Consider the following 23874-nt stretch of genomic DNA (forward strand, 5'->3'; position numbering starts at 1 on the left):
GCGGGGCGGGGCGGGGTCGCGTGCGTCGCGGGTGGCATGCCGCGGTCGGGGTGGGCGGTTGGGCGACTAGGTTGTGTCGCTTCTGCGGCGGCGGAGCAGTAGGGCACCGGCCAGGGCGGCCAGTAGCGCCAGGGTGCCCAGCGCCCAGAGCCACCAGTTGCCGTTGGAGCCGGACTGCTCGCCGGCCGCCGGTACGGCGGACAGGGTGCCGGCGGCCGGCGACAGGGGCCCGGCGGAGGAGGCCGTGGGCGAGCCGGCCGGGGCCGCGGACGGGCCGGTGCCGGCGGCGGACGGGCTGGCGGATGGGGCGGTGCCGCTGACCGAAGGGCTGGCGGACGGGTCGGCGGCCGTACCGGTGGTGAGGGTGAACCGCACCTCGCCCTTGATCGGATGGCCGTCGTTTGACGGCAGCTGGTAGCCGACGACGTAGAGACCCGCCGCACCGGGCGTGAACGGCACGCGTACCCGGGTGCCGTCGAAGGTGGGCCTCCCGCCGGCGACCACATTGTCCGGTCCGGTTATTGTGATCTTCGTCGTAGCGGGGGGCGGCTTGGCCAGGAAACGAAGCTCGATCCGGGTGGGCGCCGTGGCCACCCGGGCGCCGTCGCGCGGATCGCTGCCGGTCAGCGAGTTGTGCGCGGCGGCCGGCGTCGCCGGGGCCAGTAACGACACACCGAACGCCACGCCGAGTACCACTGGCACGAGGCGTGCCACTCGTGTAACCCTGCCCCCCATGAACCCCTCCGTAAGGGTACGATCCGCCCGCTGATCGAACAGCTCCTCGTTAGTCGAGCAGAGATCGCAGATAGTTCCAAATACTGTTCCACAAGCTGCAATCCATCGACGTTCTGCGGAGTCTGTGAGAGTGGGACCGACCCGGTCGGTGCCGTCACCGGCCGACCGACCCGGACGTCACGGCGAAGCCATCCATCGAACGGGGCGAGGAGGCGGGATGGTCCGACAGATGAGGCGCTGGCTCGCTGTGCTGGCGGGCACGCTGGCCGCGGCACTTCTGGTGCTCGGCGTGGCCGGTCCGGTCAGCGCGGCCCCCAAGCCTGCGCCCGCCGGTGTCGACGTCACCGGCGAAGGGCTCACCGAGCCGCTGCGGCTACGGTCCGAGACCCAGCCCGCGCACGTCCTCGCGGTCATCGACCAGGTTAACTTCTTCGGTCGTACCGGAATGCCGACCGGCCCCAAGGCGGCCAGCCTCGGTCCGAAGTACACGGTCGTGGTGCTGGCCGGGGAGACCCCGAAGCAGACCTTCGACCTCTACCCCAAGGCGGCCGGCGGCCCGCGCGTCTACCGCCCGGCCAAACAGCCGGATGGGCGCAAGACCAGCGCCGGCTGGTTCCTGGGCCGGCTCAGCATGTCCGAGACGCTGCGCACCGCCGGGGTGCCGCTCGAGCGGCAGTTCGACACGGTCAGCGGCGGCGTGGGCGGCGGGGAGCGGGTGCTGCCGGAGGACACGATGGATCCGGCGCGGGACATCGACGAGGCGCTCGGTGAGTTGCAGCGGCTGCTGCTGCTCAACGTCGGGGTGATGCTGATCATCACGGTCGGCCTCGCCGGGATCGCTCTGCTGATCCGCCGCCGAACCCGCTGACGCGACCGTCGGCAGACGCCGCCGAACCCGCTGACGCGACCGCCGGAGGACGCCGCCCGGCCTACTGACGCGGTCGCCGCAAGAGGCTGGCGCGGTTCAGCGGACGACGGCGCCCGGCCGCCGTGAAGTCAGCACCAGCGGCGCGGCGGGCGCTCCCGTCGAGTGCCCCGCTGACGTGGCCGGACCGGCCCGTGCCGGTGGGCACCCGCCCATCCAGGAAGTTCACTGAGGCAACCAGCGGGGTCGTCCGACTCCGGCTCGCCCAGGGCCACCGGCTCGGCGGCCCGCTGGCGTGGGATCTCCTCGTCCGGCCGCCCGGCGGGCGTCTCGCCCGGGTGCGCCGCCGCCGGGCCGACCGGCCGGCGTGGCTTGCCGGTCACCTGCGGGTCGTGGTGCCCCAGACGGCAGGGCTCGCCCTGGGCGCAGCCGTGCTCGGCCTCCCCGTGCGCCATCCCCGGTCTCCTCACGCTCGCACTCACGCGCAGGTGCTTCCCCCGTACGTGCCCTGTCACCGTACTGGCCGGGCCCGACGGGGCGTGCAGGGCGTACCCCGGGGTCAACGCTCCGGGCGACCGGGGAACAGGGTCGCCCAGACCGGGAAGGCGACCAGCCAGATGAGGATCACGGTGGTCAGGCTGCGGATCCAGTTGCCCAGTTCACGGGTTCTTTCCGCGTCGTTCACCCAGAGAATCGCCGCGCCGAGCAGGCCGCACGCGACGGCCCAGCCGAGGAGTGCCTTGGCCCACTCGCGCCACTCGTGACGGGCACGGGCCCAGCCGTGGCGGGGCGGCCGCACGGGCGGTGGGCCGCCGGCGAAGCGGTGGGCGAAGCGCTGGTCCGCCCACCGCACCATCGAGTGCCCGAAGGCCACCGAGAAGCCGAGGTAGGCGGCGGCGAGACCGTGGCTGACGTCCGCGGTCGCGCCGCGTCGCAGGTCGATCACCGACGCGGCGAGCAGTGCCAGATCGACGAGCGGTACGCAGACCAGGAGCGCCCCGCCGAGCCGTGGCCGGCGCAGCGGATAGCGGGCCACCAGTCCGGCGGCGATCAACACCCAGAACGCGATCTCACAACCGATGATCACCGCGACCAGCATGGCGGGCTCCCCTCGTCGCCACCAGCGTCGCCCACGGTCCGGGTCGGGACCTCGACACCGGAGACGAGATCGGGGTCCTCCCTTCGACGGACCGTCCGCCGCTCCCGCGCCCGGCGTACCCCTTTCGGAGCATGGCGGAGCCGAGAGGCTCCTCCTGCGGTCGGAGTCGGAGGGCCGGCCGTTGTGGTGGGATCGGGGCATGCGACCGCCACCGTGGCTCGGCTCCGGTACGCCCGGCCGGGACCTCACGCTGGCCGGCGCGTCGCTGGCCGGCGGCCTGGTGCTCTACGGCCTGGGCATGCAGCCGCAGATCGTCCCGCACCCCGACGTGCCGCCCGCCCTGTTCCTGGGACCGCTGCTGGCGGTCTGCGCGGCCGTCGGCCTGCGCCGGGTCGCGCCACGCACCAGCCTGGCGGTGGGCACCGGGGCGCTCGTGGTGGACACGGCGCTGGGCAACTCGCTGGGCACGGTCGTGGTCTACACACAGGTGCTCTACGACGCCTGCGTGTACGGTCCGCCCCGGCTGTGGCGGTGGTTGCTGGGGATCACCGTGACGCTGAGCGTGATCGGGGCGGTGGCCGGCGTGCTCGGCTTCGGGCAGTGGCGCGGGGCCGCGGTCGGGGTGCCGGTGGTGCTCGCCGGACTGCTGCCGGTGCTGACCGGGATCAGCGTGCGGCAGTACCGCGACCAGGCCGCCGCCGAGCGGACACGGGCCGAGCAGACCGCCCGGCTGGTCGAGTTGGACCGTCGGCAGGCGGTCAGCGCCGAACGGGCCCGGATGGCCCGGGAGCTGCACGACGTGGTCGCCAACCACCTGAGCGCGGTGGCCATCCACGCCACCGCCGTGCTGTCCGTGCCGGGATTGGAGCGTGGCCAGGTGGAGTCCGCGTTGCGGGTGATCCGGGAGAGCAGCGTGCAGGGTCTGGCCGAGATGCGGCAGATGATCGAACTGCTGCGGGAGCCGGAAGGTGACGGACACGGCGTGGCGGGCACGGTGCCGGAGGCCGTCACGGCACGACTGGCCGAGGCCGACGGGTTGATCGAACGCATCCGCGCGGCCGGCCTCGCGGTGCGGTTCCGCACCGACGGCACACCGGGTCCGCTGCCGGTGGGGGTGGATCTCGCCGCGTACCGGATCGTGCAGGAGTCGCTGACCAACGCCCTCAAACACGGCACCGGCGAGGCCGATCTGACCATCGCGTACCGCCCGACGGAGGTGGTGCTGACCGTGGAGAACCCGGTACGTCCGGACGGGGCGGGACTGACGGGCGCCGGGGCCGGGCTGATCGGCATGCGGGAACGGGCGGCGCTGCTGGCCGGACGGTTCACCGCCGGGCCGCGGCACGGCCGCTGGCAGGTCCAGGCCGCGCTTCCCACCGGGGACGACCGGTGACCGAGCCGGTACGGGTGGTGCTCGCGGACGACCAGCCGGCGGTGCGGGCGGGACTGGTCCTGATCCTGGCCGGCTCGCCGGGCATCGAGGTCGTCGGCGAGGCGGCCGATGGCGACGAGGCGGTACGGCTGTGCCGGAAGGTACGCCCCGACGTGGCGGTGCTGGACGTGCGGATGCCACGCCTCGACGGCATCGCCGCGACCAGGGCGATCGTCGCCGACCGGCTCGCCGACGTGCTGGTGCTGACGACCTTCGACCGGGACGAGTACGTCTTCGGCGCGCTGCGCGCCGGCGCGGCCGGGTTCCTGCTCAAGGACACCGACGCGGCGGGACTGGTCGCGGCGGTGCACACCGTGGCGCGCGGCGAGGGGTTCATCGCTCCCACGGTGACCCGTCGGTTGATCGCCGCCTTCGCCGCCACCGCGCCGGGCGCGTCGGCCGCCAGCCGGGCCGCGCTGGAAACGTTGACCCCGCGGGAACGCGACGTGCTGGCCTGCCTCGGCCTCGGCCTGTCCAATCAGCAGATCGCCGACCGACTGGCACTGGCGGAGAGCACCACCAAGACCCACGTGAGCCGGATCCTGGCGAAGCTGGACCTGCGTAGCCGGGTGCAGGCCGCGATCCTGGCCCAGGAGCTGGGCCTGCCCGCGCCGCCGCAGAGCTGAGTCGCCGCGGAGCTGAGTCGACAGCTCCACATGGGGCACCGCCGGACGGTCGTGTTGTCGTACGCTGCGCGCCACCGGCGCCGAGGATGGCTGCCCAGAACGGAGACGACGTGCGACGGCTGTGGGGGACGACGGTTCTGATGGCGCTGACCGTGGGGGTGGGCGGCTGCGACAGCGGCCCCACCGAGCAGCCCACCTCGACCTTCGCACCCGAGGCGGGGGCGTGCCACGCCACCGCCTCCGACGACCGCAGCCCCGAGGCGTACGCCCCGATCCCCTGCTCCTCCAAGCACGAGGCGGAGACGTTCCTGGTCGGCGTCATCCGCGGTGCGGACGGTGCCGCGTCGGCCCCGCCGGAGGCGGACACCGAGGCGATGTGGCGGCTGCACGATGCCTGCGACGGCGAGGCTGCCCGCTTCCTGGGTGGTGAGTGGCGCGAGTCACGACTGGCGATGCGGGCGCTGACCCCGTCCGCGGCGCGTTGGAAGGCGGGTGAGCGGTGGTACCGCTGCGACCTGGTGGAGATGCTCGCGCTGGACCTGTGGGCGCCGAATCCTCGGGCGAACAGTCTGCGCGCCAGTCTGACCGGTGACTCGCCGCTGCGGCTGACGTGTTTCACCGAACCGGAGGAGGACGCCGAATCCCTGGTCAACCTGCCCCCGGCGTCCTGCACCGGGCCGCACGGCACCGAGTTCGCCGGCATCTGGCCGGCCGGCCCGGAGGTGGAAGAGCTCACCGAGGAGGTCATGGAGGCGGGTTGCCGGTCGACGATCGCCCGATACGTCGATGCGCCGGAGGCCGCCCTGAAGGGCCGGCTGGAGGTGTTGGCGTACGTGGCTGAGGCTGAGCCCGAGTGGCTCGCGGGTCGGCTCAGCGCGATGTGCTTCCTGCACAGCCCGCGCCAACCGCTCGACCGGTCCCTGAGGAATGCCGGCCTGAGCGCCCTGCCGGCGGCCCGCTGACCGGTGCCGGCGTTCGTGGCCTGCTCACGACGTGTCAGGCTAGGGCGGTGAGCACGGCCGAGGGTGGAGAGCTGGCGGCCACGCTGCGCCGGATCGAGCGTTCGGCGGGAGCGTTGGCCACCGCCAGCGTGGCCCGGATGGACGAGACGCTGCCGTGGTTCCGCGCTCTGCCGGCCGACCAGCGCTCCTGGGTGATGCTGGTGGCGCAGGCGGGCGCCCGATCGCTGGTGCAGTGGCTGCGTGAGGGCGGCGGTACGGCGGACAGCACGCAGGAGGTCTCCGACGACGTCTTCGACGCGGCGCCGCAGGCGCTGGCCCGGTCGATCACCCTCCAGCAGACCGTGGCGCTGATCAAGGTGACCATCGACGTCGTCGAGGAGCAGGTGTCGCAGCTCGCCGCCGAGGGCGAGGAGCAGTTGCTGCGGGAGGCCGTGTTGCGCTTCTCCCGGGAGATCGCGTTCGCCGCCGCCCGGGTGTACGCGCGGGCCGCCGAGTCGCGCGGCGCGTGGGACGCCCGGTTGCAGGCTCTGCTGGTGGACGCGCTGCTGCGGGGTGACTCGCCGGACGTGCTGGCGAGCCGTGCCGCCGCGTTGGGCTGGGCGGACGCGCCGCCGGTCGCGGTGGCGGTCGGGCACTCCCCCGGTGGGGAGGTCTCCGCGGTGCTGCACGTGGTGTACCGGCTGGCGCGGCGGATCGGTGTCGAGGTCATCGGCGGGGTGCACGGCGACCGCTTGGTGATCGTGTTGGGCGGGGCGGCGGACCCGCTGAGCGCCACCGGCAAGTTGCTGGACGCGTTCGGCGACGGCCCGGTGGTGGTCGGTCCGGCCGTACCCAGTCTGGACGAGGCGACGGAATCGGCGCGGTCGGCGCTGTCCGGCTTCCGGGCAGCGCCGGCGTGGCCGGCCGCCCCCCGACCGGTGGCGGCGGCCGACCTGTTGCCGGAGCGGGCCCTCGCCGGCGACGCGGAGGCCCGCCGGCGGCTGCGGCACGACGTGTACGCGACGCTGGTCCGCGCCGGTGGCGAGCTGCTGGAGACCCTGGACGCGTTCCTGGCCGCCGGTGGCACGCTGGAGAGCGCGGCGCGGGCGCTGTTCGTCCACCCGAACACGGTGCGGTACCGGTTGCGTCGCATCGCCGAGGTGACCGGTTTCTCGCCGCTCACGCCCCGGGACGCGTTCGCCCTTCAGGTGGCGTTGACCGTCGGTCGGCTGGACCCGGTGGTCCCGGTGGCCTCGTCGGTCCCGACCCAGACATTGACCCCGGCCGTCCGGAAATCCGCCCAAACCAGTGATGATCCCCGCCGATCTTTGTAAGAAACCTCCAAAGGTTCTAGTGCGGTTTGGTCGGCCCCGGCACAGCTTTACCCACGCGTATCCGGGAGAGTCATAGGCGTGCTCGCCGTACTTAGTCCCGGCCAGGGTTCACAGAAACCCGGCTTTCTGACCCCCTGGCTCGACCTGACCGGCACCGAAGCGCGCCTGCGCTGGTGGTCGGCGCTGGCCGGCGTGGATCTGGTGCACCTGGGCACCGCCGCCGACGCCGACGAGATCAAGGACACCGCCCGCACCCAGCCGCTGCTGGTCGCGGCCGCGCTGCTCGCCGCCGAGCACCTGCCGCTGGACGGCGTGGCGCTCACCGCCGGGCACAGCGTCGGCGAGCTGGGCGCCGCGGCGGTCGCCGGGGTGCTCTCGGCCGAGGCCGCGATCACCCTCGCCGGAATCCGCGGTCGCGAGATGGCCGCCGCCTGCGCGCTCAAGCCGACCGGCATGGCCGCCGTGCTCGGCGGCGACCCGGACGAGGTGCTCGCCGCGATCAGCGCCAACGGGCTGCACCCGGCCAACCGCAACGGCGCCGGCCAGATCGTCGCCGCCGGTGCGCTGGACGGGCTGGACACGTTCGCCGCCGCGCCTCCCGCGAAGACCCGGGTCATCCGGCTCCAGGTGGCCGGGGCGTTCCACACGCCGTACATGGCCCCGGCCGAGACCGCGCTGGCCACCGTCGCCGCCGGGATCGCCCCCGTCGACCCGGCCCGGATCCTGCTGTCGAACCTCGACGGCACCGCCGTCAGCGACGGGCACGAGCTGGTGCGACGGCTGGTCCGCCAGGTCACCGCGCCGGTCCGCTGGGACCTGTGCATGCGCGCCCTGGCCGAGCACGGGGTGACCGGCGTGATCGAGCTGCCCCCGGCCGGCACCCTCGCCGGTCTGGTCAAGCGGGAGCTCAGGGGCGAGGGCGCCCCGGAGATCGTCACCCTGAACACCCCGGACGACCTGCCGGCCGCACGGGACCTGATCGCCCGCCACGCCACGCCGGGCCAACCGCTCGCCCGCATCGGAGGACACTCATGACCGGCAGTCGCATCGTCTCGATGGGGCACTACCAGCCATCCCGGGTGGTGACCAACGACGACATCGCCCAACTGGTGGACACCAACGACGAGTGGATCCGGGACCGGGTGGGCATCGCCACCCGGCGGATCGCCGACAGCGAGACGGTGGCCGACATGGCCGCCGCGGCCGCCGGCAAGGCCCTGGCCAACTCCGGGCTCACCGCCGCCGACATCGACCTGGTCGTGGTCGCCACCTGCTCCTCGATCGACCGGAGCCCCAACGTGGCCTGCCGGGTCGCCGCCAAGCTGGGCATCGCCGCACCGGGCGCGTTCGACGTCAACACCGCCTGCTCCGGCTTCGCGTACGCCCTCGGCACCGTCGACCACGCCGTCCGCGCGGGAGCGTCGCGCAACGCGATCGTGATCGGCGCCGAGAAGCTGTCCGACTTCACCGACTGGACCGACCGCTCCACCTGCATCATCTTCGGCGACGGCGCCGGCGCCGCGGTGGTCACCGCCACCGCCGACGACGAGCCCGCCGGTATCGGCCCGGTGGTCTGGGGCTCGGTTCCGGAGAAGAGCGACGCGGTACGCATCGAGGGCTGGCGCCCGTACATCCAGCAGGAGGGGCAGGCGGTGTTCCGCTGGGCCACCACCGCCCTGGCGCCGCTGGCCCTCCAGGCGTGCGAGCGGGCCGGGGTCGACCCGTCGGAGCTGGCCGCGTTCGTGCCGCACCAGGCCAACGCCCGGATCATCGACGGCATCGCCAAGCGGCTCAACATCCCCAACGCGATCATCGCGAAGGACATCGTCGAGTCCGGCAACACCTCGGCGGCGAGCGTCCCCCTGGCCCTGTCGAAGCTCGTCGAGCGGCGGGAGGTGCCCTCGGGCGCCCCGGTCCTGCTGTTCGGCTTCGGCGGTGGCCTGACCTACGCCGGTCAGGTCGTCCGCTGCCCCTGAAGCCCCCTTGAGGCGCGTACGCGCTCCAGGAGCGGCGGTCGGCGACGCCGGCCGTCGGAGAACCCCCTATGAGAGGAACCAACCGCAATGACCCGTGACGAGATCACCACCGGCCTCGCCGAGATCCTCGAAGAGGTTGCCGGGGTGAACCCGGACGACGTGGCCGAGGGGAAGTCCTTCACCGACGACCTCGATGTCGACTCGCTCTCCATGGTGGAGGTCGTGGTGGCCGCCGAGGAGAAGTTCGGCGTCAAGATCCCGGACAACGAGGTGCAGAACCTCAAGACCGTCGGGGACGCCGTCAGCTTCATCGAGGCGCAGTCCTGATCATGAGTCGTCCTGACGTCGTCGTCACCGGGCTCGGCGCGACGACCCCGCTCGGCGGGGACGTCGCGTCGACCTGGGACGCCATGCTCGCCGGCCGCTCCGGGGTGAGTGCCCTCACCCAGGAGTGGGCCGCGCAACTGCCGGTGCGGATCGCGGCCCAGTTGGCCGTGGAGCCCTCCGAGGTGCTGGACCGGGTGAAGCTGCGCCGGCTGGACCGTTCCGAGGCGATCGCCCTGATCGCGGCGCAGCAGGCCTGGGCGGACGCCGGCCTGGCGGACGCCGGCATCGACGGTGAGCGCCTCGCCGTCAGCGTCGGCTCCGGCATCGGGGGTGCCACCACCCTGCTCGCGCAGGACGACATCCTGGAGGCGTCCGGACCGCGGCGGGTCTCCCCGCACACGATCCCGATGCTGATGCCCAACGGTCCCGCCGCCTGGGTCGGGTTGGAGCTGGGCGCCAAGGCCGGCGTGCACACGGTGGCCAGCGCCTGCGCGACCGGCGCGGAGGCGATCGCGCTCGGCCTGGACATCATCCGCGCCGGCCGGGCCGACGTGGTGGTGGCCGGCGGCACCGAGGCGGTCATCCACCCGCTGCCGATCGCCGGGTTCAGCTCGATGCGGGCCATGTCGACCCGTAACGACGACCCGGAACGCGCCTCCCGTCCGTGGGACACCGGCCGCGACGGCTTCGTCCTCGGTGAGGGCGCGGGCATCGTGGTGCTGGAGCGGGCCGACCACGCCGCGGCCCGGGGCGCCCGGGTGTACGCACGCCTCGCGGGCGCCGGTATCACCTCCGACGCGTACGACATCGTGCAGCCGCACGCCGAGGGTGAGGGCGCCATCCGGGCCATCGCCAGGGCGATCGCGGACGCGGACATCGCCAAGCAGGACATCGTGCACGTCAACGCGCACGCCACGTCGACCCCGGTCGGCGACATGCTGGAGATCGGCGCGCTGCACAAGGCGCTCGGCGACCACCCGGTGCTGGCCGCGACGAAGTCGATGACCGGTCACCTGCTGGGCGCTGCCGGCGCGTTGGAGTCGATCGCCACGATCCTGGCGATCCGCGACAGCGTCGTGCCTCCGACGATCAACCTGGACGACCCGGAGCCCGGGCTCAGCCTGGAGGTCGCCGCGCACAAGGCACGCCACATGGAGATCCCCGCCGCGCTGAACAACGCGTTCGGCTTCGGCGGTCACAACGTGGCGCTGGTCTTCGCCCGGCCCTGAGACAGCGGCCGTGAGACAGCGGCCGTGAGCTGACCGATCTGCTCGTCCACCGAGAGGGCCCCCTCGCCAGAGGGGGCCCTCTCGGCTGCTCAGCCCCGATTGCGGGGATGCTGCCGGGCGGCACGCTCGTTGCCGTGGCGGTAGTTGCCGGTCCAGCGGGCCATCACCAGTTGCGGGTCGTCGTCGACCTCGGCGAGGAACTCCGCCGCACGGGCGCCCCGCAGCTTGCCCGCCACCCGACCGTGATGGGTGATCACCACCGTGCCGTCGGCCCGCTGGTCGTACCGGAAGCCCTGCGCCTGGCCCATGGCCGACAGGCTGCCAGGGCGGCCCCGCCGGCGCGACCGGATTCCCGGGCCGAGGCCAGTTGCATAGCTTATGAATATAAAGACGCTATGCTTCTGACGTGAGCCGTCCCCACCCTGCTTCCGGCGCGACCGCCGCCGTCGGGGCAGCCCTCTACGGCCTGGCCACCAGGGCCGCGAGACGCCTGCCCCGGGACATGAGCCTGACGTCCGCCGCCACCCTGGCGACCCTGGCCCGGACGGGCCCCCGGCGCATCACCGATCTGGCCGCGGTCGAGGGTGTCACCCAGCCCGCGATGACCACCCTGGTCCGGGTGATGGAGGAGTCCGGCCTGGTCGAGAGGCGGGGCGACGCGTCCGACAAGCGGGTCACGCTGGTGTGCCTGACCGAGGCCGGCGCCGCCTATGTCCGGACGCGACGCCAGGCGGGGATCCACGCGTTCGAGCGGTTGATCGACCAGCTCACCGAGGACGAGGCCGAGGCGCTGGCGGCGGCCCTTCCGGCGCTGGAGCATCTGGCAGAGCTGGAAGGTCAGGACCGCGAAGGGCCGAAGCAGTGACCGGGCAACCGGTCGACGGGGTCGCGGCGGGGGCCTTCCCGGTGGCCCGCCCCGAGACGCGGCTGCTGGTCCCCGCCCTGATGTTCATCGCTCTGGTCGTGGCGGCGGTCGCCAGCCTCGGGACGCCGCTCATCACCAGCGTGGCGACGTCGTTCCACGTCTCGCTCGGCAGCGCGCAGTGGACGCTGACCATCGCGCTGCTCAGCGGCGCCGTCGCCACGCCGGTCCTGGGCCGGCTCGGAGCCGGTCCACACCGGCGGGCGACCATCCTCGCCACCCTGGCCGTCGTCGTGGCCGGCAGCGCGCTCACCGTGCTGCCCCTGCCGTTCGCGTGGCTCCTGGCCGGCAGGGCGGCCCAGGGCGTCGGGCTCGGGCTCACGGCGCTGATGATGGGCGTGGCCCGGGACCACCTCCCCGAGGAGCGCAGCGCAGCCGTGATCGCGCTGATCTCGGTGGTCTCGATCATCGGCGCCGGTGTCGGCTACCCGCTGGCCGCGCTGCTCGCCGAGTTCGGCGGAGTTCGGGCCGCCTACGGCCTCGGCCTGGTCGTCACCGCCGCCGCCCTCCTGACCGCGTGGCGCTCCATGCCCGAAGCCCCCGAAGGCCGGTCCGCCCACGTGGACGTGGCAGGCGCGGTCGTCCTGACCGCCGCGCTGCTCCTGGTGCTGTTCCTCGCCGGTGAACGGGATCTGTGGAGCCGGCACCTGGCCGTGGCGGCGGGCCTCGCCGTCGTCGCGGTGGTGCTGCTCAGCGTCTGGGCTGTCATCGAGCTGCGCAGCCCGACGCCCCTGGTCGATGTGCGGGCGGTACGGCACCCGGCGGTCGCCGGGGCGAACCTCGCCATGTTCGTCGGCGGGATCGGCATGTACCTCCTGCTCACGCTCATCACCCGGTACGCGCAGACGCCGCACGGCGTCGGCTACGGCTTCGGGCTGACGACCTTCGCGGCCGGACTGGTCCTCGTCCCGTTCTCGGTGCTGGGGTTCGTCGCCGGCAAGCTCACGCCGCGGGTCCGGGCGCGGATCGCCGACCCCCTGCTCCTGGCCGGCAGCGCCGTCGTGGTCGGCGTCGGGTTCGCCCTGTTCGCGGCGGCCCGGTCGGACCTGGTGGAACTGTTCGCGGCGATGGGCGTGCTCGGCTTCGGCGTCGGCGGCTTCTCGGCAGCGATGCCCGGCGTCATCCTGGCCGTCACCCCCAGGAGCGAGACGTCGAGCGCCATGAGCGTCAACTACGTCGTCCGCAGCGTCGGATACTCGCTGGGCAGCGCTGTCGGCGGCCTGGTCCTCGCCGCGGGCACCCGCCCGGGCCACCTCTTCCCCGACGACGGCGCCTACACCACGGCGGCGCTGGTCGGGATCGGCGCCATGGCGCTCGCGACGCTGACGAGCCTCGCTCTCGCCCGCCGACGCTCGTCCGAGACCACCAGGTGAGTCGGACACACTCACCGAACACAGGAGTTTTCATGCCCAAGGGCTACTGGGTCAGCGCCTACTGCACCATCTCCGACCCCGAGAAGCTGGCCACCTACAACGAGCTGGCCGGTCCGGCTGTCCGGGCCGCTGGCGGTCGTACCCTCGTGCGTGGCGGTCGGATCGTGGCCCACGACGCCGGAATCGCCGAGCGCACCGTCCTGGTCGAGTTCGACAGCTTCGAGGAGGCCGTCGCCGCGCACGAGAGTGCGGCCTACCAGGAGGCGTTGGCCGCACTCTCCGACGGCGTCGAGCGCGACTTCCGCATCGTCGAGGGCGTCGACTGACCGAGCCCGGCGTGCGGGTGCGTCAGCTCTTGCAGGTGGTGGCGGGGAGGCCGGACACGGCCACCGGTGACCGGCCGCCCGGGCGGGCCTTGCCGGCCAGCACGGCGGCGAGCGCGGTCATCGACGCCCGGCTGGAGGAGTACGTGGCCAGCAGCGTCGGCGACTTGGCCTTGGCCAGCACGTACGGGGTGTCCATGGCCACGGTGACGGCCGCGCCCGCGCTCAGGTCCTTCTCCCCGTCGCCGTAGCCGACCAGGTGCACCACCGTCCCGCCGCTCGGCTTCACGGTCACGCCGGCCGCTGTCAGCGCGGCGGTGAGCGCGGCCCGGGTGCTGTCCCGACCACCGGAGGAGGTGACGGTGACGGGTCCGTGCACCGCACCGCCGCAGGCTCCCCGCAGCACGGTGACCGCTCCGGCGGCCAGCGCGTCCGCAGCCGCCCGGTGCGCCGGGGTGTTGAGCGTCGACATCGGCTCGGTGGGAGCCGCCGCCAGCCGGAACTTCATGGTCAGAATCCGGGTGACCGCGTCGACGAGCCGGGTCCGGGGCAGCGATCCGCCGCGCAGGGCGGCGAGCAGCCCGTCGTACGCCTGGCCGACGTTCGGGGTCATGAGGATCAGGTCGTTGCCCGCGTTCAGCGCGCGGACGGCGGCCTCGCCGGGCGCCCACCGCTTCGCCGGCGGCATGTTCATCCCGTCGGTGATCACCACGCCCTTGAAGCCGAGTTGGCCGCGCAGCACGTCGGTGAGCAGCTTGTGCGAGAAGGTCGCCGGGGTGCCGGGGTCGATGGCCCGCGCGTCCAGGTGGCCGGACATCACGGCCATGGCGCCCGCGTCGAACCCTGCGCTGAACGGCGGCCACGCGCCACTCTGCAACGCCGCCGCGGACTGGGTGAGCACCGGCAGGTCCTTGTGCGAGTCGTCCGCGCTGTGGCCGTGCCCCGGGAAGTGCTTCAGGGTGGCCGCCACACCACTGGCCTGTAGACCCCGGACCGCGCCGCCGACCTGCGCGGCGGCGATCTTCGGGTCGGCGCCGAACGACCGGGAGCCGATCACCGTGCTGCGGGTGGCCAGCACGTCGGCCACCGGAGCGAAGTCGATGTTGATGCCCATGGCGGCGAGTTCGGCGCCGGCGGCCCGCCAGGCGGCCTCGGTCAGCTTCGGGTCGCCGGCCGCCCCCGCGGCGAGGGCGCTGGGCAGGATGGTGACCCCGTCGGTGACGCGGGTGACCACGCCGTACTCCTGGTCGGTGCCGATCAGGAAGGGCGCCGGACCGGCGGCCAGCCGCCCGGCGGCCCCACGCAACCCGGTGGTCAGGTCGTGGACCTGCTTCGGGTTGTCGACGTTTGTGGTCTCCTGGTTGCCCTTGGTGGGGTCGTCGGCGCTGAAGCCGACCAGGATCAACCCGCCGAGGCGGTACTTGGCGATCATCTCAGCGGGTGTGTCCACTCCGGCGAGCGCCTGGTTGCCGGCCGCCGAGCCGGTGGAGACCTTCGTGGCCGAGTCGCCGTAGGCGTACGGCATCAGCACCTGCCCGACCAGGTCCTCGTCGGAGAGCGTCGCGACCAGCGCGGCGGCCCGGGCGGCCGGGTCGTCGGTCGGCGGCGAGGCGGGCGCGCTCGGGGCCGCCGACGCGCCGGTCGGGCCGGGCGTCGGGTCGGGATGATCCGGGGTACCCGAGCAGCCGGAGATGAGCAGCGCGGTCAGGGCGGCGACGGCGACACCGGCGTGTCGCGGGCGAATCGGCACGCCGACCATCCCACCAGTTCCCCCTTATCGGGGCAACTTGACCTTACCGGTCGCCGCCGTACGGGTGACGCGACTCGCAGGTGGGCGGCGCGGAAGACCCCGCCATCAGCCGACCCGGGTGAGCAACGTCACCGGCGCACCGTCACCGGCGTACCGGTAGGGCTCCAGGTCAGCGTCCCACGCGGTGCCGAGCGCCTTGTCGAGGGCGTGCGACAACGCCTCCGGGGCCCGGGCGGAGGCCATCAGGGCTCGCAGCCGGTCCTCGCCGAGCTGGATGTCCCCGGCCGCGCCCACGGTGGCCCGGAACAGGCCACGGGCGGGCACGTACATGAAACGCTCGCCGTCGGCGCCCGGACTCGGCTCCTCGGTGACCTCGAAACGGATCATGGGCCACTGCCGGAGGGCAGCAGCCAGCTCGGCGCCCGTCCCCGGACGGCCGGTCCACCCGCACTCGGCCCGGCGGGCGCCGGGGTCGACGGGCTGAGCCGTCCACTGCAGGTTGACCGGCGCGGCTAGGACGCGCGCGATCGCCCACTCGACGTGCGAGCACACGGCGAGCGGGGTCGAGTGGACGTATACGACGCCACGCGTTGGCACGGTGACCTCCCGGAGAGCGAGGTGCGTCTTCCCCTACGACCTCGTCCACCCGAGTGGTTGCTGGAACACATGATGACTCCTGTGACGGATGGTGCGCCAGGGAATCGGAAAAAACGCCTCCCGGAATAGCCGGACGGATGGTCTCCGTTGCCTCTCAGGACACCGCGACGACCAGCCTGATGTCGTGGTCCTGTACAGTTCCATCGGCGGCTTCTGCCGCGTTACACCTCTGCGGGCCGACGCAGTGTCACCCGCACACAGCCCCCGGACGTTCCAGTCCTCCCGTACGTCTTGCAAGGAGTACCTCCGTGGCGAGCAACACCTCTAAGACCGCGCGCGCGTCAGTCCGGGCCGGCCAGGCTGGCCAGGGTGGCGCCCTCAGCGTGCTGGGCGAGTTCAAGTACCTCATCCCGCTCAACGGCGGCAAGCACGCCTACGTGCGCAACCTGACCAACGGCAAGACCGCGCACCTGCGTACCGACTCCGACGCCTTCGTCGAGGAGATCCGCGCGCTGGCCGCCGCCGGCCACGCCGCCAAGATCCGGGCGGAGATCAACAACCTGGCCACCGTTCACCCGAACGACGGCTGGGAGGCCACCGAGAAGCGCCTGGTCGCGGCCGGCGTCTTCGAGGGCTGAGCCTCTCCCCCACCGCATCACCGACCGCCCGCCGGGAGTTCCCGGCGGGCGGTTTCACGTCTCCACCGCCGGCCGCGCCACCGTGCGGCGGGTCCTGCGGTCCCGTTACGGCGACGCCCGGGTCGGCAGGTGTGTGGTCACTTCCTTTGGAGCTGATGTCAGGAACGAATCTGAAGCTGACGTCAGGAACGAAGCGCGTCGATCCGGTGGCGCTCTGACTCGTCTGCGACATCAGCTCCAAAGGAGTCACCGACAGGTGTTCCAGTGCCGGTTCCGCAACCTGCTCGGCGCGGGCAGCGGCTTCCAGTCCGCCATGTGCCCAGCCGGAAGCGGGCCGAGCCGGTCACCGGCTCACACCTGGGCCGGGCCGGCGTCCGGCACGTCGAGCAGGGCGACCTCGCCGGTGCTCAGGTCGTAGAGACCGCCGACCACCGCGACCCGGCCGGCGGCCACGGGCCCGGCCAGCAGGTCGTCCGCGCGCAGCGTGTGGACCGTACGCCGGACATGCCGGCGGACCGCCAGCGCGAGCACCGCCGGATCGTCGAGCCCCACCTCGATCACCGCCGGGGCGATCTCGTCGACCAGGTGGCCCAACGACCCAGCGGGGCGCTCCCCCGCCCGCAGGGCGTCCACCGTCGCGCCCACCGCACCGCACCGCTCGTGCCCCAACACCATGACCAGCGGCACACCGAGCTGACCCACCACGTACTCGATGGAGCCGCACACCGCCCGGTCGAGCACGTGCCCGCCGGTGCGGATCACGCAGATCGCCCCGAAGGTCTGGTCGAAGATCGCCTCCAGCGGCACCCGCGAGTCGATGCAGCCGAGGACCACCGCGTACGGCTGCTGGTCACCGGAGGCGGCCGCCGCGGCAGCGCTGACGTCGTGCCCGTGGATCGGCTGGCCGCTGACGAACCGTCGGTTGCCGGCGAGCAGCTCGGCGAGCGCGGCGCGGGGCGTACCACCGGCCTGCCGCCCCTGCCCTGCGACCCTCATGCCGTCCAGCCTGGCCCGCCGCCGCACGCCGTGGGCGGAGTCACGAATGTTCGCTCCGACGCGATTGGCGTGGTGTCGTGGCGGGTAGCCGGTGTTACCGCCGGGTACTCCGGTGCGGGTGATGCCTGGGCGACCCTGGGAGGTGGCGATGCCGGAGCGGTTCGAAGTCGGTATGCCCGACGGCGTACGACTGCACGTCGAGACCACCGGTCCCACGGACGCCCCGGTGACGGCGGTCCTGCTGCACGGCTGGACGCTTGACGGGCGTAGCTGGCACCGGCAGCTCGACGCGCTCACGTCGTCGTTCGGCGACGCGCTGCGGGTGGTCACCTACGACGCGCGGGGCCACGGCCGGTCGAGCTGCATGGCGCTGCCCACGGCCACCCTGGCCCAGCTCGGCGACGACCTGGCCGCCGTCCTCGACGCGGTCGCCCCGAGAGGTCGGGTGGTCCTGGTCGGGCACTCGATGGGCGGAATGACGATCATGGAGTACGCGCACCGCCACCGGGAGCACTTCGCGGAGCGTACGGCCGGCCTGGTCTTCGTCTCGACCACCGCCGAGGGGCACACGCACACCGTCTACGGGCTCTCGCCACGCATCGCCCGGCTGATCCGGCTCGCCGAGACGACCGGCGCCGGCGTGCTGGCCCGCTGCGGCTCGTGGCGAGCACCCCGGGCGCTGCTCAACGCGCTGCAACCGAGCATCCGGTGGATGCTCTTCGGCGACCGCTGCGACCCCTCCGACATCCGCCTGGTCACGTCGGCGGTGGCCCGCGCCTCGCTGCGCTCGATCGGCGGTTTCCGCGCCTCGATCGGCGCTCAGCACCGGTTGGACACCCTCGCCGCCCTCGCGCACCTGCCGGCCGCCGCCCTGGTCGGTGACCGGGACCGGCTGACCCCGCCACCGTGCGCCGAGTCGATCGCCGCGGCCCTGCCAGCCACCGAGCTGACCGTCTGCCCGGGCGCCGGGCACATGCTGATGATGGAGCGCCCGGACGAAGTGAACCTGGCCCTGACCAGCGTGCTTGGTCGGGTGTTCGCCACGGCGTCGCCGGCCGGGCGCAGCGCGAGCGCCATGCCGCCGCGGTACGAGCGCGCGGGCGCCGTCGCGGCAGCTCGCTGAGCACGTTCGCGCACCTCGGGCGCGGCGGGTCGGGTCGGGGGCCGTACCCTTCTGCGGTTGGCCCGCGCGGTTCGCGCCGCTTGCCGGCGACATCGAAGGAGCGTGCGTTGACCGACCAGACCGCCCTGGAGCAGGAGATCGCCGTCGAGCAACGGCACCTCGACCGGGTGTACGCCCGACTGTCCGAGCTGCGGCAGTCGGCGGTGCGCGCCGAGCGGGACGGCTACCGGATGGCACGGGTGGGCACGTTCGGCGCGCTCGTCGAACGCGACGCGATGGTCTTCCACGCGGCACAGCGGCGGCACACCCTCGACGCCGAGCACGAGGGGCTGGTCTTCGGCCGCCTGGACCTGCGCGACCGGCAGGTGCTGCACGTCGGACGGCTCGGCATCCGTGACGAGGACGCCACCACACTCGTCGTCGACTGGCGGGCGCCGGCCGCGTCGGCGTTCTACCAGGCCACTCCCGCGCAGCCGCTGGGCGTGGTGCGCCGCCGTACGATCCAGTCCCAGCGGGAGCGGGTCACCCGCATCGAGGACGACCTGCTCGACCCGGACGCCGCTGAAGAGGGCATGACGGTCGTCGGTGACGGCGCGCTGCTGGCCACTCTCTCCCGGGCCACCGGCCGGGGCATGCGCGACATCGTGGCGACGATCCAGCGGGAGCAGGACGAGGCGATCCGGTCGCCCGGCTCCGGGGTGACGATCGTCGCGGGCGGGCCGGGCACCGGCAAGACGGCGGTCGCCCTGCACCGGGCGGCGTTCCTGCTCTACTCCGACCGCAGCCGGTACGCCGGGGGCGGCATCCTGGTGGTCGGCCCGTCGACCGTCTTCGTCGAGTACATCGCCTCGGTGCTGCCCTCGCTCGGTGAGGACACGGCGACCCTGCACTCCCTGGGCACCCTGTTTCCGGGGATGACGGCCACCCGCACCGATCCACCCGAGGTGGCCGCGGTGAAGGGCTCGCTGCGGATGCGCCGGGTGCTGGAACGGGCGGCCCGCGACGCGGCGCCGGGGGCACCGGGTGAGCTGCGGCTGCTCTACCGGGGCGGGCTGCTGCGGTTGGACCGCCGGGAGCTGGACGCGATCCGGGACCGCGCGCTGCACCGGGGCGCGCGGCGCAACGAGGTGCGCCGGGCCGGCTTCGACGGTGTCTTCGCCGCCCTGTGGGCGCAGGCCCGGCGGGTGAACATCGGCCGGCTGCCCGAGCAGCGGGCCTTCGAGGACGAGATCGCGGAGCGGCCCGAGTTCCGGGAGTTCCTCAAGGCGTGGTGGCCGCGCCTGCACCCTCGGCACGTGCTCGGCTGGCTGGCCCGACCGGACCGGCTGCGCCGGTACGCCGGCGGGATCCTCTCCGGCGCGGAGATCCGACTGCTGGGCACGGCGTACCAAAGCCTGGATTCCGAGGGCCTGACCATCGCGGACGTGGCGCTGCTCGACGAGCTGGACGCGCTGCTCGGCAAGCCGGTGAAACCGGCGCGGGCCCGGCGCGACCCGTTCCAGCTCGCGGGCGGCGTCCGGGAGCTGAGCACCGCGGCCGACCGGCAGCGGGCCGCCCGCGCGGCGGCCCGGGAGCGGCCGGAGGACTACCGGGAGTATGCGCACGTGGTGGTCGACGAGGCGCAGGACGTCTCGCCGATGCAGTGGCGGATGATCGGCCGGCGTGGGCGACTGGCGTCGTGGACGGTGGTGGGCGACCCGGCCCAGACGGCGTGGACCGGTGACCCCGAGGAGCTGACCCGCTCCCGCGACCAGGCGCTGGGCCGGCGTAAGCGGCACGAGTTCACGCTCACCACCAACTACCGCAACTCGGCGGAGATCTTCGCGGTGGCGGCGGCGGAGATCCGCCGGCTCTATCCGGACCTGTCCCTGCCGAGGGCCGTCCGTTCCACCGGCGTCGACCCGGTCGAGCGGGTGGTGCCGCCCGCCGGACTCAGGGCCGCGGTCGTGGAGGAGGCCAGCGGCCTGTTGGCCGAGGTCGACGGCACGGTCGGGGTGATCACGCCGGTCAACCGCCGCGACGAGGTCGCCGGTTGGCTCGACGCGCTCGGCGCGGCGCGCCTGCAGGTGGTGACCAGCCTGGAGGCCAAGGGCATGGAGTACGACGGGGTCGCGCTGGTCGCCCCGAGCGAGATCCGGGCGGATCCGGGCTCCGGCGTCCGCACGCTGTACGTGGCGCTCTCGCGCGCCACCCAGCGGCTCACCACCATCGACCCGACCGGCTGACCGTCGCGTTGGCGCCGCCCGTGGACGGCCCTCACCTTACATTTGCACACATAGCGATATGAGCATATATTTGACCGGGTCCCGGGCGACGTCGGAGGGTGGGTTTCGTGGGAGCAGGACATGACCACCACCACGGGTCGGTCGCCAACGCCGCCCACCAGCATCGGGGACGGCTCTGGGCGGCCTTCGGAGTGCTCGCCACCCTGATGGTGGTCGAGGCGGTGACCGCCTTCCACACCGGCTCGCTGGCCCTGCTCTCCGATGCCGGGCACATGTTCACCGACGTACTCGGCATCGGGATGGCGCTCGCCGCGATCACCGCGACCCGACGGGCCACCGGCGACCCGCAGCGCACGTTCGGGCTCTACCGCCTCGAAGTGCTCGCCGCCCTGGCCAACGCCGTCCTGCTCTCCGGCGTGGCGGTCTACGTGGTGATCGAGGCGATCGGCCGGTTCGGCGACCCGCACGAGGTGCTGAGCGGTCCGATGCTCACGGTGGCCGTCCTCGGCCTGCTCGCGAACGTGATCGCGTTCGGGCTGCTGCGTGCCGGCGCGAAGGAGAGCATCAACCTCCAGGGCGCCTACCTGGAGGTGCTGGGCGACCTGCTCGGCTCGCTCGGCGTGATCGGCGCGGCGCTGCTCATCGCGTTCACCGACTGGTGGTGGGCCGACCCGCTGGTCGCCGTCGCGATCGGCGTGTTCATCCTGCCGCGCACCTGGCGGCTGGGGCGCGCCGCAGTCCGCATCCTCGTGCAGGCCGCCCCGGAACACCTCCAGGTCACCGCCGTGCACGACCGCCTGGCCGCGGTGCCCGGGGTGGTCGAGGTGCACGACCTGCACGTCTGGACGCTCACCTCGGGCATGGAGGTGGCCTCCGCACACCTGACGATGGCACCCGGCGCGGAGGTCGGCGCGGTGCTCACCGCGGCGCGTACCGCCCTGCGGGACGACTTCCGCATCGAGCACGCCACGCTGCAGACCGAGCCCGGGGCCGCTCCGGGCGCGTGCGGCTCCGTCGAGTGGTGAGGTCGTCCAGGGTCAGCCGTCGGCGCGCTCGTCTGTGACCGCACGGCACCGGGGTCACCGCCCTGCGCGAGGCAGGACGATGACCCCGGGCGATGCCGCCCCTTGGCGAGGGCGGTGCGGCGCGGTCAGGAACGAGTACCGACAGCGGCGGCGAAGATGTGCAGGCTGGGCGTTCCCGCCTGCACGGGAGCGACCCCCGCGACCGGCAGCTTCACCCGGGCGACGGTCTTGCCCGAAGCCAACGGCACGGTGACACCGAACACCGCGCTCGGGCTGTCGTAGCGGGTGTTGCCCTGCCGGTTCTGGTAAGCGGCAGCGGCCACCAGCGTGGTGGGCGCGGCGGGTGTCGCCGTCACGAACCAGTCCGGCGACGTCAGGGTGAACGCCTGCGTCGTGCCGTCGGTGTACGTGATCGTGCCGGTGCCGGACGCCTGGCCGTGAGCCGCCGAGAAGAGGAAGGCGAGGGTGTTACCGGAACCGGACACCGTGACGCTCTGGCCGGTGGCGATGACGTTGTCCAGCTGCCCGGTGCCGGCGCTCGACGGCCAAGTGAGCTTGACGCCGTTGAGGGTGACCGTCCCACCGCGGACCAGTTTGGCAGTCGCCAGAGCCTCGGCGGAGAAGCTGGCGCCCCCGCCGTCGAAGTCCGCCGGGTTGGTGTTGGCATCGGCGGAGACTGCCACGTTGTTGACCGCCTGGGCCAGGGTGAGCGGTGCCGGAACCGGTGCGCCGGAACCGAACAGGGTGAGCGGGATGGCGTTCGCCATCGCCTCCATACCCAGGTCGTTGGGGTGCAGGTGGTCGCCCGAGTCCATGTCCGGCCGGAACTTCGTCGGGGCTGACGGATCATGGGTGGCGGCGTCGAAGTCGACGTACGCGTCGCAACCGGAACCCGAGCTACGGACGAAGGTGTTGTACTCGCTGCGCGCCGTCTCGTCGGACGCGGTCCAGGACCAGTGACCCTCGAACGGGGTCAGCGTGGCGCAGTAGAAGGCGACGCCGGCGCCGTGAGCCTTGGCGATGAGCTGCCGGAGCCCGTTGATCAATTGGGTGCCGGTCGGCGCGCCGTTGGCCAGGTCGTTGATCGGGTTGTCCGCGAAGATCACGGACCGTACCCCCGAACGGCCGAGGACGTCCCGGTCGAAGCGGTCCAGCGCGCTCGGTCCGGTCCCGACACCCAGGAGCTGGTTGCCCGCGATGCCCTCGTTCAGCACACCCACGGTTCGGCCGGACGCGTTGAGGCGGGCCGCCAGCAGGTTCGGGTACCGATGGTTGGTGTTGAAGGACGAGCTGTGCCCCTCGGTGATCGACGCGCCCAGCGTGACCACCGCGCCCGTCGCGGCGCTGTTGATCACCTCCAGGTCGGAGACGATGAAGTAGCTGCTGAACTGCTGGATGACCGACAGCGACTGCGCGCCGACGACGTTGCCGTTGGCCATGTACTGGTCGGAGAAGGCGAACTGCTTGCTGGAGACGTTCTCGGCCCTGGTGGGCGCGTAGAAGCTGATCGCCACGTCGGACTCGGCGAGCACCTGGAAGGAGACCGGGTCGCTGACCGCCTCGCCCCCGGCCGGGATGGTCACCGACGACCGGCCGCCGAAGGTCACCGCCCTGTCCGTGGACGACACGATCGACGCGCCGGAGGACCGACGTGCCACGTGGAAGTCCTGCAACGTCAGCGCCTTGGTGTTGAACACGTTGGACAGCCGGAGTCGCGCCTGCGTGCCACCGATGCTCGTGTGCACGATCTGGCGGGTCGTGGTCTGGGCGGGGAAGACCCCGCCGGCGTTCTCGTACGCCGCCGACCACGTACCGGTCCACCCGTCGGCTGCGGTTGCGGTTGTTGCCGTGGTCCCGGCGGACGCCGCCGTGCCCGCCGTACCGGGCTGAATGACGGCGGCCGCGGCAAGCACGGCAACCGCCGAGACAACCAACGATCTGCGAAGTTGCATTACTAGATCCATCTCGATAAGTCGATTGGCCTTTCGGCCCAAACAAAGGAACCTTATCGGCGGCGCGGGTGGTACAGGAGATCCCCGAAACGGGACGTCCGCTCCGCCACCCACGATGGGAGAGGGATCCCGCGGCAGGTGAATGACCGATGGTGGCAGCGGAGACACCTTCCGTCACATCGGCTGCACAGACCCCACCAGCACCGGTAGGCTCTGTCCCGGCCACCACCCGGCGGCGCCTCCCGGCGCCGGTGGCGGCCGCCGCCTAATCGCCCGCCAGGGCGAACCGGGGAACCATGTTCCTGGGGTGCATCCGCGTCAGCGGTAGGGATCTTCCGTCCCGAACCCGTCAGCTAACCCGGTCGGCGGCTGACGGAAGGACATGC

General features: G+C 72.9%; 24 protein-coding genes and 1 riboswitch. Of the genes, 16 read left to right on the forward strand and 8 right to left on the reverse strand.

Features of this window, described 5'->3' with window-relative positions; all coding sequences use genetic code 11:
* Window positions 1–66 precede the first annotated feature (66 nt).
* Entirely contained in the window at window positions 67–714 is a 648-nt protein-coding gene (locus ACTFTM_RS24475; RefSeq protein ID WP_449562794.1) for a copper resistance protein CopC, read from the reverse strand.
* A 238-nt stretch (window positions 715–952) separates the two neighbouring features.
* On the opposite strand from ACTFTM_RS24475, the gene ACTFTM_RS24480 reads away from it, so the two are divergent.
* Window positions 953–1603, forward strand: a complete 651-nt coding sequence (locus ACTFTM_RS24480; protein WP_449562795.1) for a hypothetical protein — start codon at window positions 953–955, stop codon at window positions 1601–1603.
* Window positions 1604–1731: 128 nt separating this feature from the next.
* On the opposite strand, the gene ACTFTM_RS24485 is transcribed toward ACTFTM_RS24480, so the two are convergent.
* Both ACTFTM_RS24485 and ACTFTM_RS24490 read right to left on the reverse strand, forming a co-directional pair.
* Window positions 1732–2055 carry a hypothetical protein gene (locus ACTFTM_RS24485; protein ID WP_449562796.1) on the reverse strand — a complete coding sequence of 108 codons (324 nt, stop codon included), beginning with the start codon at window positions 2053–2055 and terminating at the stop codon, window positions 1732–1734.
* A 104-nt stretch (window positions 2056–2159) separates the two neighbouring features.
* Window positions 2160–2699 carry a hypothetical protein gene (locus ACTFTM_RS24490; protein WP_449562797.1) on the reverse strand — a complete coding sequence of 180 codons (540 nt, stop codon included), beginning with the start codon at window positions 2697–2699 and terminating at the stop codon, window positions 2160–2162.
* Window positions 2700–2898: 199 nt separating this feature from the next.
* Between ACTFTM_RS24490 and ACTFTM_RS24495 the strand changes: the two genes are divergently transcribed.
* From ACTFTM_RS24495 to fabF, 8 genes are all read left to right on the forward strand, one after another.
* Window positions 2899–4092 carry a sensor histidine kinase gene (locus ACTFTM_RS24495; RefSeq protein WP_449562798.1) on the forward strand — a complete coding sequence of 398 codons (1194 nt, stop codon included), beginning with the start codon at window positions 2899–2901 and terminating at the stop codon, window positions 4090–4092.
* Window positions 4089–4757: a response regulator gene (locus ACTFTM_RS24500; RefSeq protein ID WP_449562799.1), complete on the forward strand. Its 669-nt coding sequence runs from the start codon at window positions 4089–4091 to the stop codon at window positions 4755–4757. Before ACTFTM_RS24495 ends, ACTFTM_RS24500 begins: the two co-directional genes overlap by 4 nt.
* 110 nt (window positions 4758–4867) lie before the next feature.
* Window positions 4868–5719: a septum formation family protein gene (locus ACTFTM_RS24505; RefSeq protein ID WP_449562800.1), complete on the forward strand. Its 852-nt coding sequence runs from the start codon at window positions 4868–4870 to the stop codon at window positions 5717–5719.
* Window positions 5638–7032, forward strand: a complete 1395-nt coding sequence (locus ACTFTM_RS24510) for a PucR family transcriptional regulator (protein WP_449562801.1) — start codon at window positions 5638–5640, stop codon at window positions 7030–7032. Before ACTFTM_RS24505 ends, ACTFTM_RS24510 begins: the two co-directional genes overlap by 82 nt.
* A 78-nt stretch (window positions 7033–7110) precedes the next feature.
* Window positions 7111–8067: an ACP S-malonyltransferase gene (locus tag ACTFTM_RS24515; protein ID WP_449562802.1), complete on the forward strand. Its 957-nt coding sequence runs from the start codon at window positions 7111–7113 to the stop codon at window positions 8065–8067.
* A complete protein-coding gene (locus tag ACTFTM_RS24520; RefSeq protein ID WP_449562803.1) occupies window positions 8064–9008 on the forward strand; it encodes a beta-ketoacyl-ACP synthase III in 945 nt (314 codons plus the stop codon). The genes ACTFTM_RS24515 and ACTFTM_RS24520 overlap by 4 nt, the downstream gene beginning before the upstream one ends.
* Before the next feature lie 87 nt (window positions 9009–9095).
* Complete coding sequence (locus ACTFTM_RS24525) at window positions 9096–9335, forward strand: acyl carrier protein (protein ID WP_007463517.1); 240 nt, start codon at window positions 9096–9098, stop codon at window positions 9333–9335.
* Between the two features lie 2 nt (window positions 9336–9337).
* Entirely contained in the window at window positions 9338–10564 is a 1227-nt protein-coding gene (fabF, locus tag ACTFTM_RS24530) for a beta-ketoacyl-ACP synthase II (RefSeq protein ID WP_449562804.1), read from the forward strand.
* 89 nt (window positions 10565–10653) lie between these two features.
* Here the strand turns inward: fabF and ACTFTM_RS24535 are convergent, their stop codons facing one another.
* Window positions 10654–10872 (reverse strand): hypothetical protein, encoded by a 219-nt coding sequence (locus tag ACTFTM_RS24535; RefSeq protein WP_449562805.1) that lies wholly within the window; start codon window positions 10870–10872, stop codon window positions 10654–10656.
* A 98-nt stretch (window positions 10873–10970) separates the two neighbouring features.
* Between ACTFTM_RS24535 and ACTFTM_RS24540 the strand changes: the two genes are divergently transcribed.
* Genes ACTFTM_RS24540 through ACTFTM_RS24550 form a run of 3 tightly spaced genes read left to right on the forward strand, consistent with a single transcriptional unit; the run spans window position 10971 to window position 13185 of the window.
* Window positions 10971–11429 carry a MarR family winged helix-turn-helix transcriptional regulator gene (locus tag ACTFTM_RS24540; protein WP_449562806.1) on the forward strand — a complete coding sequence of 153 codons (459 nt, stop codon included), beginning with the start codon at window positions 10971–10973 and terminating at the stop codon, window positions 11427–11429.
* Window positions 11426–12859: an MFS transporter gene (locus tag ACTFTM_RS24545; RefSeq protein ID WP_449562807.1), complete on the forward strand. Its 1434-nt coding sequence runs from the start codon at window positions 11426–11428 to the stop codon at window positions 12857–12859. Before ACTFTM_RS24540 ends, ACTFTM_RS24545 begins: the two co-directional genes overlap by 4 nt.
* Window positions 12860–12891: 32 nt before the next feature.
* Window positions 12892–13185, forward strand: a complete 294-nt coding sequence (locus tag ACTFTM_RS24550; RefSeq protein WP_449562808.1) for a DUF1330 domain-containing protein — start codon at window positions 12892–12894, stop codon at window positions 13183–13185.
* Window positions 13186–13207: 22 nt separating this feature from the next.
* On the opposite strand, the gene ACTFTM_RS24555 is transcribed toward ACTFTM_RS24550, so the two are convergent.
* Together ACTFTM_RS24555 and ACTFTM_RS24560 are read right to left on the reverse strand one after the other, a co-directional pair.
* Window positions 13208–14941, reverse strand: coding sequence for a glycoside hydrolase family 3 protein (locus tag ACTFTM_RS24555; protein ID WP_449562809.1), 1734 nt, complete (start codon window positions 14939–14941; stop codon window positions 13208–13210).
* A 96-nt stretch (window positions 14942–15037) separates the two neighbouring features.
* A complete protein-coding gene (locus ACTFTM_RS24560; protein ID WP_007463525.1) occupies window positions 15038–15529 on the reverse strand; it encodes a DUF3145 domain-containing protein in 492 nt (163 codons plus the stop codon).
* Between the two features lie 308 nt (window positions 15530–15837).
* Here ACTFTM_RS24560 and ACTFTM_RS24565 point away from each other — a divergent pair, with 308 nt between their 5' ends.
* Window positions 15838–16167 carry a hypothetical protein gene (locus tag ACTFTM_RS24565; RefSeq protein ID WP_355051393.1) on the forward strand — a complete coding sequence of 110 codons (330 nt, stop codon included), beginning with the start codon at window positions 15838–15840 and terminating at the stop codon, window positions 16165–16167.
* A 351-nt stretch (window positions 16168–16518) separates the two neighbouring features.
* On the opposite strand, the gene ACTFTM_RS24570 is transcribed toward ACTFTM_RS24565, so the two are convergent.
* Window positions 16519–17163, reverse strand: coding sequence for a carbonic anhydrase (locus tag ACTFTM_RS24570; protein ID WP_449562810.1), 645 nt, complete (start codon window positions 17161–17163; stop codon window positions 16519–16521).
* A 148-nt stretch (window positions 17164–17311) separates the two neighbouring features.
* On the opposite strand from ACTFTM_RS24570, the gene ACTFTM_RS24575 reads away from it, so the two are divergent.
* The 3 genes from ACTFTM_RS24575 to ACTFTM_RS24585 all read left to right on the forward strand — a co-directional run bounded on the left by ACTFTM_RS24575 (window position 17312) and on the right by ACTFTM_RS24585 (window position 21536).
* Window positions 17312–18286, forward strand: a complete 975-nt coding sequence (locus ACTFTM_RS24575; RefSeq protein WP_449566719.1) for an alpha/beta fold hydrolase — start codon at window positions 17312–17314, stop codon at window positions 18284–18286.
* Between the two features lie 107 nt (window positions 18287–18393).
* Window positions 18394–20511 (forward strand): HelD family protein, encoded by a 2118-nt coding sequence (locus tag ACTFTM_RS24580; protein ID WP_449562811.1) that lies wholly within the window; start codon window positions 18394–18396, stop codon window positions 20509–20511.
* Between the two features lie 107 nt (window positions 20512–20618).
* Window positions 20619–21536 carry a cation diffusion facilitator family transporter gene (locus ACTFTM_RS24585; RefSeq protein WP_449562812.1) on the forward strand — a complete coding sequence of 306 codons (918 nt, stop codon included), beginning with the start codon at window positions 20619–20621 and terminating at the stop codon, window positions 21534–21536.
* 125 nt (window positions 21537–21661) lie between these two features.
* Here the strand turns inward: ACTFTM_RS24585 and ACTFTM_RS24590 are convergent, their stop codons facing one another.
* Window positions 21662–23488, reverse strand: a complete 1827-nt coding sequence (locus ACTFTM_RS24590) for an SGNH/GDSL hydrolase family protein (RefSeq protein ID WP_449562813.1) — start codon at window positions 23486–23488, stop codon at window positions 21662–21664.
* A 252-nt stretch (window positions 23489–23740) separates the two neighbouring features.
* Window positions 23741–23872, forward strand: a riboswitch (cyclic di-AMP (ydaO/yuaA leader).
* Window positions 23873–23874: the final 2 nt, after the last annotated feature.

Source organism: Micromonospora sp. RB23 (assembly GCF_053585025.1).